The following is a 13475-nucleotide window of genomic DNA, read 5'->3' on the forward strand; positions in this document are numbered from 1 at the left end:
TAAAACGGGAGGACGCGCATGTACACCCAGGCGCTGAACACGGCCGAGACCGATGACCGCGGCCTTGAGGACGCGACCAGGGCCGCGCAGTTCCAGGCGCGCATCGATGCCGAGGAGCGCATCGAGCCGAACGACTGGATGCCGGCGGCCTATCGCAAGACGCTCACCCGCCAGATCTCCCAGCACGCCCATTCCGAAATCGTCGGCATGCTGCCCGAAGGCAACTGGATCACGCGCGCGCCGACGCTGCGCCGCAAGGCCGCGCTGCTCGCCAAGGTGCAGGACGAGTGCGGCCACGGGCTCTATCTCTATGCCGCCGCCGAGACGCTCGGTACCTCGCGTGAAGAGCTGGTCGACGCCATGCTCGCCGGCAAAGCCAAATATTCCTCGATCTTCAACTACCCGACGCTGACCTGGGCGGACATCGGCACCATCGGCTGGCTGGTCGACGGCGCCGCGATCATGAACCAGATTCCGCTGTGCCGTTGTTCCTACGGCCCGTATGCGCGCGCGATGATCCGCGTCTGCAAGGAGGAGTCCTTCCATCAGCGCCAGGGCTACGAGATCATGCTGACGCTGTGTCGCGGCTCCGATGAGCAGAAGGCGATGGCGCAGGACGCGCTGAACCGCTGGTGGTGGCCGGTGCTGATGATGTTCGGCCCGCCGGATGCGACGAGCCAGCACAGCGACACCTCGACGAAGTGGAAGATCAAGCGCTTCTCCAACGACGAGCTGCGCCAGAAATTCGTCGATGCGACCGTGCCGCAGGCGCAATATCTCGGCCTCACCATTCCCGATCCTGGCATGACCCAGGATGCGGACGGACACTGGCGCTACAGCGAGATCGACTGGACCGAGTTCAAGCAAGTGCTCGCCGGCAACGGTCCGTGTAACCGCGATCGGCTCGCCGCGCGCCGCAAGGCGCATGACGAGGGCGCCTGGGTGCGCGAGGCGGCAGCCAGCTATGCCGCGAAGCGCGCGCAGCGCCAGACCGCACAGGCCGCGGAATAGGGAGATCATGATGGCCACGCCGAACACGCCGCTGTGGGAAGTCTTCATTCGCAGCCGCAACGGGCTCGCGCACAAGCATGTCGGCTCGCTGCATGCGAGCGACGCCACCATGGCCCTGCAGGCCGCCCGCGACATCTACACTCGCCGCGGTGAGGGCCTCTCGATCTGGGTCGTGCCGTCCACCGCGATCACCGCGAGCGATCCCGCTGAGAAGGGCATGATGTTCGAGCCGGCGGAATCGAAGATCTACCGGCATCCGACCTTCTATGAGGTGCCCGAGGAAGTGGGGCATATGTAACGCTCTCTCCCCTCATGGTGAGGAGCCGCGAAGCGGCGTCTCGAACCATGAAGGGCGGTAAACCTGCGGCCATCCTTCGAGACGGCGCTTCGCGCCTCCTCAGGATGAGGTCGGAACAAGTGGCAAGATGGATAGGACAGATGCCCGTCGCCAACATTGAGGTCGCCGAAACGCCGCTGGTGCTCTACGCGCTGCGCCGCGCCGACGATGCGCTGATCCTCGGCCATCGGCTGTCGGAATGGTGCGGACATGCGCCGATGATGGAAGAGGACATGGCGCTGTCCAACATCGCGCTCGACCTCATCGGCCAGGCCCGCGAGCTCTACAGCTATGCCGCCAAGGCTGAAGGCAAGGATAACGACGAGGACAAGCTCGCTTACCTGCGGGACGTCCGGCAGTACCGCAATCTGCTGCTGGTCGAGCAGCCCAACGGCGACTTCGCCCGGACCCTGGTGCGGCAGTTCTTCTATTCCGCCTTCGCCGACCTGTATTGGCGGCCGATGACGGCCTCGCATGATCCGACGCTTGCGGCGATTGCCGCCAAGTCGGAGAAGGAGAGCGCCTATCATCTGCGTCATGCCTCGGAATGGATCATCCGGCTCGGCGACGGCACGGACGAGAGTCACGCCCGTGCGCAAGTCGCGATCGATCACCTCTGGGCCTTCACCGGCGAGATGTTTGCCGTCGACGACGGCGAGCGCGCCCTGATCCACGCAGGTATCGCCATCGATCCCGGCACCTTGCGTGGCCGCTGGCTGACGACGCTCTCCGATGTGGCCGGTGAAGCAACACTCACGCTGCCACAGAACGACTGGATGCAGCAGGGCGGCCGTGCAGGCCGCCACAGCGAGCATCTCGGCCACCTCCTGTCCGAGCTGCAATCGATGCAACGCACCTTCCCGGGGCTGACATGGTGACGGTGCTCGAACGCGACAACGAGCTGCGCCGGCGCGCGTGGGATGCCGCGGCGAGCGTGGTCGATCCGGAAATCCCGGTGCTGACCATTGCCGATCTCGGCGTGCTCCGCGATGTCGTTGTCGACGGCGATCAGGTCGAGGTCGCGATCACGCCGACCTATTCGGGCTGCCCGGCCATGAACATGATCGCGTTCGAAATCGAGGTTGCGTTGGAACGCGCCGGCTTCCGCCGTCCCAAGGTCCGAACCGTGCTGTCGCCGGCCTGGACGACGGAGTGGATGAGCGAGGAGGGCCGCCGCAAGCTGAGCGCCTACGGCATCGCACCGCCGCAAGCCTCGAACTCGCGCCGCGCGCTGTTCGGCGACCAGGCCGTCGCGTGCCCGCAATGCGGCTCCGGCAATACCGAGCTCCTGTCTGAATTCGGCTCGACCTCCTGCAAGGCGCTCTGGCGCTGCAAGGCCTGCCGCGAACCCTTCGATTATTTCAAGTGTCATTGATCATGTCAGCAGCCGCACCGCGCTTCCACCGCCTGACCGTCAACGACCTCCGCCGCGAGGCGTCGGACGCCGTCTCGATGACCTTTGCGGTCCCCGGCGAACTCGCTGGCGACTACAGTTTCACGCCCGGCCAGTATCTCACGCTCCGCACCATGCTGGATGGCGAGGAGGTCCGCCGCTCCTACTCGATCTGCTCCGGCCCCGACGATGGCGAGATCCGCATTGCCGTGAAGAAGATCGACGGCGGCGCATTTTCGAACTGGGCCGCGGATGAACTCAAATGCGGCGACGAACTCGACGTCATGACGCCGACCGGACGTTTCGGCGCGGTCCCGCCGGCGGACAGCGGACGCATCCATGTCGGCTTTGCCGCAGGCTCCGGCATCACGCCGATCCTGTCGATCGTGAAGGGCATCCTCGCGCGCGAGCCGGACAGCCGCTTCTTCCTGTTCTACGGCAACCGCGCGACCGACAACATCATGTTCCTGGAGGCTCTCGAGGAGCTCAAGGATCGCTTCATCGACCGCCTTTCGATCTTCCATGTCATCTCCGGTGAGGAACAGGACATCCCGATTCTGCATGGCCGGCTCGACGGCGACAAGGTGAGGGTGCTGCTGCGCTCGCTGGTGCCGGCGGGAAGCGTCGATCATGTCTTCATCTGCGGTCCATCAGGAATGAGCGAGGACATCGAGGCGACCTGCCGCGATCTCGGTATCGTGGAGGAGCGCATCCATGTGGAGCGCTTTGTCTCCGAATTCGGCGGCAAGCCGCGACCGAAGAAGATCGTTGCGCCCGACGCGCCGCCGAAGGCGATGGCCTCGCTGATCATCGACGGCAAGCGCCGCGACGTGCCGGTTGCCGAGGACGAGGCGATCCTCGACGCTGCGCTACGCGCCGGCGTCGATCTGCCCTTCGCCTGCAAGGGCGGCATGTGCTCGACCTGCCGCGCCAAGCTGGTCGAGGGGGAGGCGCCGATGGACCTCAACTATTCGCTGGAGCCGTGGGAGTTGAAGGCCGGCTTCGTCCTGACCTGCCAGGCAAAGCCATCGTCGGAGCGGGTCGTGGTCGATTACGATCACGTTTGACAGTCATGGCCAGGCAGCAGACGATGATGGGTAAGCATGTGGCCGGGAGAAGCGCGTGAACGTCAAAGCCAGCCTGTCGCCCGAAGATGTTGCCCGCGCCTGTGCCGACGCCATGTGGGCGGAGGACGATGCTTCCAAAGGGCTCGGCATGGAGATCGTCGAGATCGGCCCGGGCTTTGCGACGCTGGCGATGAATGTGCGGCCCGACATGGTCAACGGCCAGCGCATCGCCCATGGCGGCTTCATCTTCACGCTCGCCGATTCCGCCTTCGCCTTTGCCTGCAATTCGCACAATGAACGTGTCGTGGCGGCGCAGGGCCAGATCACCTTCATCAAGCCGGGCAAGCTCGGTGACCGCCTCGTTGCAAAAGCGCGCGAGGTCAGCCGTGGCGGACGCTCCGGCATCTACGACGTGCGCGTGACAGTGGGCGACACGGTCATCGCCGAATTCCGCGGGCATTCACGTGTCATTCCCGGCACGTGGCTGCCGGCGGAAGAACAGCAATAAAACCAGCAAGAAGAACAAACCAATGATGTGGGGAAACGAGGATGGCTCTGACGAGGCTCAAGGAAGGTGGCAGCACCTATAGCGCCGAGATGGACGCGCATGAGCGCGCGTCGCGCGACGAGATCATGGCGTTGCAGACCCAGCGGCTGGCCTGGTCGCTGAAGCACGCCTACGACAACGTCGCGCATTATCGCAAGGCCTTCGACAAGGCCGGCGTGCATCCGTCGGATTTTCGCGAACTCTCCGATCTCGCGAAATTCCCGTTCACGGTGAAGACGGACCTCCGCGACAATTATCCGTTCAACATGTTCGCCGTGCCGCGCGAAAAACTTGTGCGCGTGCATGCGTCCTCCGGCACGACGGGCAAGCCGATCGTGGTCGGCTATACGCAACGCGACATCGACACCTGGTCGGACGTGATGGCGCGCTCGATCCGCGCCGCCGGCGGCCGCACCGGCATGATCATCCACAACGCCTATGGATATGGTCTGTTCACCGGCGGGCTTGGGGTGCACTACGGCGCCGAAAAGCTCGGCTGCACGGTGGTGCCGATCTCCGGCGGCATGACCGAGCGTCAGGTGCAGCTCATCAACGACTTCAGGCCCGACATCATCACGGTGACGCCGAGCTACATGCTGGCGATCCTCGACGAGTTCAAGCGCCAGAAGCTCGACCCACGCCAGTGCTCGCTCAAGATCGGCATCTTCGGCGCCGAGCCCTGGACCAATGCGATGCGGGGCGAGATCGAGGACGCCTTCGACATGGACGCGACCGACATCTATGGCCTCTCCGAAGTGATCGGCCCCGGCGTCGCGCAGGAGTGCATCGAGACCAAGGACGGCCTGCACATCTGGGAGGACCATTTTTATCCAGAGGTGATCGCCCCCGAGACCGGCGCGGTGTTGCCCGATGGGGAGAAGGGCGAACTGGTCTTCACCTCGCTCACCAAGGAAGCGTTTCCGGTGATCCGCTATCGCACCCGCGACCTGACGCGGCTGCTGCCGGGCACGGCGCGGCCGGGCATGCGGCGGATGGAGAAGGTGACGGGCCGTTCGGACGACATGATCATCCTGCGCGGGGTCAACCTGTTCCCGACCCAGATCGAGGAGGTGCTGCTCGCGACCGACTGGTGCGGCGGCCACTTCGTCCTGGAGCTGACCCGCGAAGGCCGCATGGACGAGCTCACCATCATCGCCGAGGCGCGGCCCGAAAGCTGGGACGGTCGGGGGCTGGTCGACCACGCCGATCGGATTTCGACCCACATCAAGAACACCATCGGCATCAGCTCCAGGGTGCAAGTGGTCGCGCCGGCCACGCTGGAGCGCTCGCTCGGCAAGGCCAAGCGCCTCTACGACAAGCGGCCGAAGGATTGACTTGGCCGCCCCCAAAGGCGACAAGGCCCGCGAGAAATCGTGGGTCTTTCGATGTCGTCAGCCGATAGCAAAACCGCCGAAGCGCGATGCGTGCGCCTCAATGCCAAGGCCGAGAACGCTGCCGCGGTTGCGCCGGTGATCGAACGCCATGCGCTCGCGCGCGGTCCGAACGATCTGTTGATCGAGGTGAAGGCGGCGGCTGTCAATCCGTCCGACGTGAAGGCCGCGACCGGACTGATGCCCTATGCCGTGTTCCCGCGCACGCCGGGCCGCGACTACGCCGGCGTGGTGATTGACGGGCCGGCCGGCACAATGGGGCGCGAAGTGTTCGGCTCCTCCGGCGATCTCGGAATCCGCCGCGACGGCACCCACGCCAGTCATCTCGTCGTCGAGGCCGACGCCGTGGTGGAGAAGCCGAAGACGGTGTCCTGGGAGGAGGCCGCCGGCATCGGCGTGCCCTTCGTCACCGCGATGGAAGGCTTTCGCCGCGCCGGCATTCCAAAGCCCGGTGAAACCGTGCTGGTGTTCGGCGTCAATGGCAAGGTCGGTCAGGCCGCGGTGCAGATCGCGACCTGGCAGGGCGCGCGCGTCATCGGCGTGGTGCGCAAGGCGGAAGCCTATGAGGGCCATGCCAACGCGGCCATCGAGGTCATCGACGCCTCCGCAACCGATGTGGCCACCCGCGTGCGCGAATTGACCGGCGGCAAGGGCGCCGACATCGTGTTCAACACGGTCGGGGATCCCTATTTCCAGGCCGCGCACAAGTCGCTCGCACTGCGCGGCCGCCAGATCCTGATCGCCGCGATCGATCGCATCGTGCAGTTCAACATCCTCGAATTCTACCGGGGGCAGCACACCTATGTCGGCATCGACACGCTTGGGCTGTCCTCGGCTGCAACCGGCGCGGTGCTGCGCGACCTCGGTCCCGGCTTCGCGAGCGGGCACCTGAAGCCATTCCCGATCAATGCCAATGCCGTCTATCCGCTGGAGCGCGCCAAGGAGGCTTACGTCGCCGTCGCCGGTTCGTCGCGCGATCGGGTGATCCTGAAACCGTGACCATGGAGTCCACCCAACTCGTCATCCTGGCCGGCCTGGTCATTGGCCTCGTCTATGGCACCGTCGGCCTGCTCAGCGGGTTCTGCCTGATGAGCAGCATGCGCGGCTGGCTGGCCGAGGGAGACGGGCGGCTGGTGCGGACCTATGCGCTGGCGATCGCCGTCGCGATCGCCGCGAGCCAGTTCCTCACTGGCAACGGCATGATCGATCTCGGCAAGTCGATCTACCTGCAACAGACCTTCTCGGTGCCGGTGCTGTTCCTCGGCGGCCTGCTGTTCGGCTACGGCATGGTGCTGTCGAACGGCTGTGGCTCGCGTGCGTTGGTGCTGCTCGGCCGCGGCAATCTCCGTTCCTTCGTGGTGGTGATCGTGCTCGCGATCGCCGCGCAGATGACGCTCAAGGGCCTGATCGCGCCGGCGCGCATTGCGCTGGTTCAGGCCTCTCAGACGACCGTCAACGCGAATTCGCTGCCGTCACTGTTGGCGACGCTCGGTCCCGGTGAAGCGGTCGCGCGCATATTGGCCGCTGCCATAATTGTCGTTGCGCTGATCCTGTTTGCTTTCGCGCACCCGACGTTCCGGCGTTCGCCCGGCCAGATTGCAGCCGGTATCGTTGTCGGCCTGCTGGTGGCCAGCGGGTGGTTCGTCACCGGCTATGTCGGTGCGGATGATTTCAACCCTGTGCCGGTGACGTCGCTCACCTTCGTCGCGCCGATCGCGGACGCGCTGCAATACGCCATGCTCTCGACCGGGCTGACGCTCAATTTCGGCATCGCGACGGTCGCCGGCGTCTTTGCGGGCAGTCTGGCGACGGCGCTCGCCACAGGCCGCTTCCACCTCGAAGCTTATTCGTCGCCGCGCCACATGCTGCGCTCGGCCGGTGGCGCCGCGCTGATGGGGATCGGCGGCGTGATGGCATTTGGCTGCTCGATCGGGCAGGGGCTCACCGGCGTGTCGACGCTCGCTCTGGGCTCGTTCGTCGCGGTCGCCGGCATCCTGCTCGGCACGGCGGCGGGCTTGCGCGGCGCACTGCGGGTTCAGCCGCTCGCAGTAGCCTGACTGCGCAGCAGCCGGTCGCCCAGTGTCGCAAGGCCAATGCCGGTGACGATCAGTGCGGCAGCGATCGCAAGACTCATGTCGATCGGCTCGCCCAGCAGGATCGCCGCGCTGGCGATGCCAACCAGCGGCGTTCCGGTGGTGCCGAGTGCCGTCGTCAAGGCCGAGATACTCTTGTTGACCATCGACATCGCCCAATAGGCCAGTGCTGTTCCGATCAGGCCCGAATACAGGAACAGCAGCACGAGCCGCCACGACCACTCTGCGTGCGGCAGGCCCTCGACCACGAGCGCGCTGACCGACAGCACGATCGTCGCCGCGAGTACCTGCCAGATCAGAAGCTGGAGCGGCGAGGCGATCCAGCGGTGCGCGCGGATATAGATGATGTTCGCGGCCCAGGAGATCGCGGCCAGGATGACCATGCCGGCGCCGAGCATGACGTTGTTGTTGGTCCAGTCGATCGAGGTGGGGTTCAGGATCACGGCAAGGCCGATCAGCCCGAGCAGCGCGCCGGCGAGTTTTGGCGCGGTCAGTGTGTCCTTGCCAAGGAGGGGGGCGGCAAGCGCGACCCAGAGCGGCGTGGTGTAGCCGAGCACGATGGCCTTGCTCGCGGGCAGGAAGCGCACACCGGCAGCGACCAGGACCGAGAAAATCGTCATGTGCAGCAGCGCGACGCTGAGGATGACCGGAATGTCGCGCCGCTCCGGGATCACCAGATTTTTGCTCGATCCGAGGATCACGAACAATGCAGCCAGCGCGATCCAGCTCCGGATCGCTGACGTCCACAGCGGGGGGAGGAACTGGACAAGCTGCTTCGTCACCGACCAGTTCACGCCCCAGGCCAGCACGACGATCAGGAACAGGCCGATGGCCGCGCGCGGGGAGAGGGAGTTCATTGCAGAATCCTTGAAGCAGTGCGGTACGCGAGATAGCATCCTGGCTGGCACCCGAAAAAGTGCCAGATAGGAAAGGAATAAGGTGCCAGTCTCGGAAGCCATGATCTCCGCGCTGATCGCCCTGAGGAGGGTCGATGAGGAGGGGCTGGTGGCCCAGCTGACGGGCCAGCTCAGAGCCTTGATCGCAACCGGCCGCCTCGGCAAAGGCCTCGCGCTGCCATCGAGCCGTCGGCTTGCGAGCGATCTCGGCGTCTCGCGCAACACCGTCACCTATGCGTTCGAGCAGCTTGCGGCGGAGGGATATCTCGAGGCCTCGCACGGCCGCCGTCCCGTGGTGACGGTCGACGGTGGTGAGCGCGGCGACGGGACGGGCGCCGTCGCGTCGAGCGCCCGCTCTGCCAGGCCGCAGCTCTCGCCTTGGGCCTCGAAGCTCAAGCAGACCGACTGGCCGATGTCCTATCAGGCGCCACTCAAACCCTTGCGGCCCGGGCACGGTGATTTCCGGGAGTTTCCGAACGAGATCTGGGCACGTTGCCTGCGCCGTAGTGCTATGCGTGCGGCCAGGCGCGAGCTCGGACCGGTGAACCGGATGCGCCTGCGTGAGGCGTTGGCGCACTATCTCGCGACCAGCAGGGGAGTGCGCGCGACAGCCGAGCAGATCTTGATCCTGCCGAGCGCGCAAGCCGCGCTGACCCTGATCGCGGCGGTGCTCATCTCGCCCCGTGACGATGTCTGGGTCGAGGACCCCGGCTATCCCGGCGCCGCAGCTGCCTTCCGCGCGTCTGGTGCGCGCGTGACGGGCATGCGGCTGGACGAGCAGGGCATGCAGCGGACGCCCGGAATGGCTCCGCCGAAGCTTATCTTCATGACGCCATCGCACCAGCATCCGACCGGGCGGCTGATGTCACTGGCGCGCCGCACCGAGTTTCTCAGGTCAAGCAGGCCCGGCAAGACCTGGATCGTCGAGGACGATTACGACGGCGAGTTTCACTACGACAGCCGGCCGGTGCCGGCCCTGCAGGGGGTGGACGCCCACGGCCGCGTGTTCTATGTCGGTACGTTCTCGAAGGCGATGACGTCGGATATCCGGCTTGGTTATCTCGTCGTGCCGCCGGCGCTGGTCGGCACCCTGGAGATCGCACAGCGGCATATTGGGCTGATCGCTGCCAGCCACGTCCAGGAAGCGCTGGCCGAATTCGTTGCCGATGGGCATTTCCTTGCGCATCTGCGCCGGATGCGCCGGCTCTACCACGCCCGCCGCGATCACCTCGTGGAGGGACTGGAGCGCCATCTCGGCGACGTGCTCTCGGTCGAGATCCCCTCGGGCGGCATCCAGCTCGTGGCGCGGCTCAAGCGCGGCCGGGCCGATCAGGCCGCGGTCAAGCGGCTGGTCGAGGCGGGCGTTGAAACACGGGCCTTGTCCAGTCTGGCGCTCGGCCGTCCGCGCGATCACGGCCTGCTGCTCGGCTTCGCGGCCTGGCGCGAGAACGAGATCAGCGCGGCGTTGCGGACGATGGCGTCGTGCTTCTGATGCAGGCGCGCTAGTCCACGGCCTTCGTCACGATGCGGATCTCCGAGGTGAGCGTCCGGTGCACCGGACACTTGTCGGCGATTTCCATCAGCTTCTTGCGCTGCTCGGCATCGAGTGCGCCGTCGATCGCGATGTCGCGCTCGATCTGGTCGAGCATGCCTTCGCGCGTCTCGCACTCCGCGCAGTCCTTGGCATAGATTTTCGAATGCTTCAGCGTGACCGTGACGCGATCGAGCGGCAGCGACTTGCGATCGGCATAAAGGCGCATGGTCATGGAGGTGCAAGCACCAAGGCCGGCCAGCAGGAAGTCGTAAGGGCCGGGACCGGCATCCTCGCCACCAGCGGCGACCGGCTCGTCGGCCACCAGATGATGCGGCCCGACGGTGACGATCTGGTTGAACTTGCTCTTGCGAGTTTCCTGCACCACGACCTTGCGCGGCTCCTCGGCGAGATCCATCGTTGTCGCGGGCTTTGCAGCCTCGATGTACCGGCTGGCCCAGGCCGCGATCACGTCGGCCGCGTAGAGGGCGTCGGCCGGCTTGGTGAGGAGATGATCGGCATGGTCGAGCGAGACGAAGCTCTTCGGGTGCCTGGCCGCAACGAAGATCTTCGTCGCATTGTCGATGCCCACGGTGTCGTCGACGGGTGACTGCATCACCAGCAGGGCCTTGTGCAGGCCGGTGACGTCCTTCATCAGCTCGTGCTCGGCGATGTCGTCGAGGAATTCGCGCTTGATCCGGAATGGGCGCCCCGCCAGCGAAACCTCGACTTCGCCCTGTGCGCGGATGTTGTCGAGATGCTCCCTGAACAGGCCGGTGACGTGAGCGGGATCGGATGGCGCTGCGATGGTCACGACAGCCCTGGCTTCCGCAATCTTTCCGGCAGCGGCGAGGATTGCGGCGCCGCCGAGGCTGTGGCCAATCAGGATCGACGGCGCCTTGCGGACCTTGCGCAGATGATCGGCAGCGTGCACGAGATCGGCGACGTTGGAGGAAAACGTCGAATTGGCAAAGTCCCCCTCACTGGAGCCGAGCCCGGTGAAGTCGAAGCGCAGCACCGCGATGCCCTTGGCCGCGAGCGCGACCGAGATACGCTTGGCTGCCAGAGTGTCCTTGCCGCAGGTGAAGCAGTGGGCGAACAGCGCGAAGGCTGCGGGCTCGCCATCCGGCAGCTCCAGCGCGGCCGAAAGTTGATGACCGCCTTCGCCGGTGAATTGAAAGCGTTGCGTCGGCATGGGCTTTCCCCCGTTTCTAAACTCTAATCGCCCGAATAGCGCTGCTCGGCCCAGGGATCGCCGCGATTATGATAGCCGCGGACTTCCCAGAAACCCGGCGCATCCTCGGTCAGGAATTCGATCGCCTGGAGCCACTTTGCGCTCTTCCAGAAATACAGATGCGGCACGACCAGCCGAACCGGGCCGCCGTGTTCGTCCGACAACGGCTGACCCGACCAACTGTGGGCGAGCAGCGCGTCCTCGGCGGCAAAGTCCTCGAGCGCGAGGTTGGTGGTGTAGCCGTCATAGGAGTGCAGGACGACGAAGCGCGCATCGGCTCGCGGCTGGCAAGCTGCGAGCAACTCGCGCGTCGCAAGCCCTTCCCACTCATTGTCGTAGCGCGACCAGGTCGTCACGCAGTGGATGTCGGAGGTGAATCGGTCCTGCTTCCGTGCAGTGAACTCCGCGAAGGTCCAGAACACGGGATTCTCGATCGCACCATAGACGTCGAGCCGCCAGCGCTCGCGCGACACCGGGGGCACGACGCCGAGATCGAGCACCGGCCAGTCTTTTGTCAGATGCTGGCCGGGCGGCAGGCGTTGGTCTTCCGGACGCGTGATCTTGCCGGTGAGGAAGCGGCCCTCGCGCGCCCATTTCTCCTTGGTGCGCGTCAGCTTGCTGTCGGGCGGCTCGTTGTCGTCGGCCATGAGCTACTCGTGGCGATGCATCGCGGAGGCGTGCTTGGTGTCGCGCATGGTGGAATAGATGATCAGCGACAGGAAAATGACGCCGGCGAGATAGTAGTAGAACCACTCCTCATGCCCAATGCTCTTGAAATAGAGCGCAATCGCGGGTGCCGTGCCGCCGAAGATCGAGACGGTGATGGCATAGGGCAGGCCGACGCCGAGGGCGCGGACATTGGTCGGGAACAGCTCGGCCTTCACCACCGCGTTGATCGAGGTGTAGCCGGCCACGAAGAGCCAGGCGGCGCAGATCAGGATGAACGCGATGAAGGGCGACTTGGTCTCCTTCAGCGTCATCAGCAGCGGCACGGTTGCGAGCGTGCCGGCGACGCCGAAGAAGATCAAGAGCGGCTTGCGACCGATCCTGTCGGAGATGGCGCCGTAGATCGGCTGCAGGATGGTTGCGAAGATCAGCGTGCCGAAGATCACGAAGGTGGTCTGGTCCTCGGTCAGCCCGACCGAGAGCTTGACGAAGGTCTGCATGTAGGTGGTGAAGGTGTAGAAAGCCGCGGTGCCGCCGGCAGTGAGGCCGACCACGAGGAGCAGCTCGCGGGGATAGCGCAAGAGGTTGGTGATCGAGCCGGTCGGCTTCACCACCTTCTTGGCTTCCTCGAAAGCCTCGGTTTCGTGCAGATTGCGCCGCATGACTGCGGCAAAGATCGCGAGTGCCGCGCCGATCGCGAACGGGATGCGCCAGCCCCAGGCTTTCAGCTCCTCCGGCGTGAGGAAGACCTTTTGCAGCAGCAGGAGCACGATGATGGCGGTGAGCTGGCCGCCGATCAGCGTGACGTACTGGAAGCTCGAATAGAAGCCACGATGCTTGGGATCGGCGACCTCGCTCAGATAGGTGGCGCTGGCGCCGTATTCGCCGCCGAGGCTCAGGCCCTCGATCACGCGGGCCAGCGCGAGGATCACGGGGGCCGCAAAGCCGATGGTTGCATAGGTCGGCGTCAGGGCGATGATCAGCGAGCCGAAGCACATGAAGACCACCGACAGCGTGAGCGAGATGCGGCGGCCGAAATGATCGGCGAGATAGCCGAAAAACCAACCGCCCAGGGGCCGCATCAGAAAGGTCGCCGCGAACACGACCGCGACGTTCAATTGCTGCACGACAGGGTCGTTGCCGGGAAAGAAGGCGGGAGCGAAATAAAGCGCGAACGCCGTATAGGCGTAGAAATCGTACCATTCGACGAGATTGCCGATCGAGCCGATCAAGATCGCCTTGATCCGCCGTTCGGCGTCGGCGATGTCAATGTGGTCGGAGGCCGGTTGGGTTGCTTGCACTGTCACGT

At 65.3% G+C, this 13475-nt stretch carries 14 protein-coding genes; 10 read left to right on the forward strand and 4 right to left on the reverse strand.

The window, feature by feature from the left end:
• Positions 1-18 precede the first annotated feature (18 nt).
• The 9 genes from paaA to NLM25_RS14115 all read left to right on the forward strand — a co-directional run bounded on the left by paaA (position 19) and on the right by NLM25_RS14115 (position 7803).
• Entirely contained in the window at positions 19-1011 is a 993-nt protein-coding gene (paaA, locus tag NLM25_RS14075) for a 1,2-phenylacetyl-CoA epoxidase subunit PaaA (RefSeq protein WP_254137322.1), read from the forward strand.
• A 10-nt stretch (positions 1012-1021) separates the two neighbouring features.
• The gene (gene paaB / locus NLM25_RS14080) at positions 1022-1309 is read left to right on the forward strand and encodes a 1,2-phenylacetyl-CoA epoxidase subunit PaaB (RefSeq protein ID WP_008136594.1); all 288 of its coding nucleotides are present in this window, start codon (positions 1022-1024) and stop codon (positions 1307-1309) included.
• A gap of 140 nt (positions 1310-1449) precedes the next feature.
• Positions 1450-2226: a 1,2-phenylacetyl-CoA epoxidase subunit PaaC gene (paaC, locus tag NLM25_RS14085; protein ID WP_254137323.1), complete on the forward strand. Its 777-nt coding sequence runs from the start codon at positions 1450-1452 to the stop codon at positions 2224-2226.
• Complete coding sequence (paaD, locus tag NLM25_RS14090; RefSeq protein WP_254137324.1) at positions 2220-2723, forward strand: 1,2-phenylacetyl-CoA epoxidase subunit PaaD; 504 nt, start codon at positions 2220-2222, stop codon at positions 2721-2723. Before paaC ends, paaD begins: the two co-directional genes overlap by 7 nt.
• A gap of 2 nt (positions 2724-2725) precedes the next feature.
• Positions 2726-3808, forward strand: a complete 1083-nt coding sequence (gene paaE / locus NLM25_RS14095) for a 1,2-phenylacetyl-CoA epoxidase subunit PaaE (RefSeq protein WP_254117421.1) — start codon at positions 2726-2728, stop codon at positions 3806-3808.
• A gap of 55 nt (positions 3809-3863) precedes the next feature.
• A complete protein-coding gene (gene paaI, locus NLM25_RS14100) occupies positions 3864-4316 on the forward strand; it encodes a hydroxyphenylacetyl-CoA thioesterase PaaI (RefSeq protein WP_254137325.1) in 453 nt (150 codons plus the stop codon).
• A gap of 41 nt (positions 4317-4357) precedes the next feature.
• Positions 4358-5689: a phenylacetate--CoA ligase PaaK gene (gene paaK / locus NLM25_RS14105; RefSeq protein WP_254137326.1), complete on the forward strand. Its 1332-nt coding sequence runs from the start codon at positions 4358-4360 to the stop codon at positions 5687-5689.
• 51 nt (positions 5690-5740) lie between these two features.
• Entirely contained in the window at positions 5741-6745 is a 1005-nt protein-coding gene (locus NLM25_RS14110; protein WP_254137327.1) for a zinc-binding alcohol dehydrogenase family protein, read from the forward strand.
• Between the two features lie 2 nt (positions 6746-6747).
• Entirely contained in the window at positions 6748-7803 is a 1056-nt protein-coding gene (locus NLM25_RS14115) for a YeeE/YedE family protein (protein WP_254137328.1), read from the forward strand.
• Here NLM25_RS14115 and NLM25_RS14120 read toward each other — a convergent pair.
• Positions 7782-8696, reverse strand: coding sequence for a DMT family transporter (locus NLM25_RS14120; protein WP_254137329.1), 915 nt, complete (start codon positions 8694-8696; stop codon positions 7782-7784). The genes NLM25_RS14115 and NLM25_RS14120 overlap by 22 nt on opposite strands.
• A 100-nt stretch (positions 8697-8796) precedes the next feature.
• Between NLM25_RS14120 and NLM25_RS14125 the strand changes: the two genes are divergently transcribed.
• Positions 8797-10227 (forward strand): PLP-dependent aminotransferase family protein, encoded by a 1431-nt coding sequence (locus NLM25_RS14125; RefSeq protein ID WP_254141177.1) that lies wholly within the window; start codon positions 8797-8799, stop codon positions 10225-10227.
• Between the two features lie 10 nt (positions 10228-10237).
• Here the strand turns inward: NLM25_RS14125 and NLM25_RS14130 are convergent, their stop codons facing one another.
• Genes NLM25_RS14130 through NLM25_RS14140 form a run of 3 tightly spaced genes read right to left on the reverse strand, consistent with a single transcriptional unit; the run spans position 10238 to position 13473 of the window.
• Positions 10238-11461 (reverse strand): bifunctional alpha/beta hydrolase/OsmC family protein, encoded by a 1224-nt coding sequence (locus NLM25_RS14130; RefSeq protein ID WP_254137330.1) that lies wholly within the window; start codon positions 11459-11461, stop codon positions 10238-10240.
• A 23-nt stretch (positions 11462-11484) separates the two neighbouring features.
• Positions 11485-12147, reverse strand: a complete 663-nt coding sequence (locus tag NLM25_RS14135; protein WP_254137331.1) for a sulfite oxidase-like oxidoreductase — start codon at positions 12145-12147, stop codon at positions 11485-11487.
• Between the two features lie 3 nt (positions 12148-12150).
• Entirely contained in the window at positions 12151-13473 is a 1323-nt protein-coding gene (locus NLM25_RS14140; protein ID WP_254117430.1) for an MFS transporter, read from the reverse strand.
• Between the last annotated feature and the right edge of the window lie 2 nt (positions 13474-13475).

This window comes from Bradyrhizobium sp. CCGB01 (assembly GCF_024199795.1).
Lineage (GTDB): Bacteria > Pseudomonadota > Alphaproteobacteria > Rhizobiales > Xanthobacteraceae > Bradyrhizobium.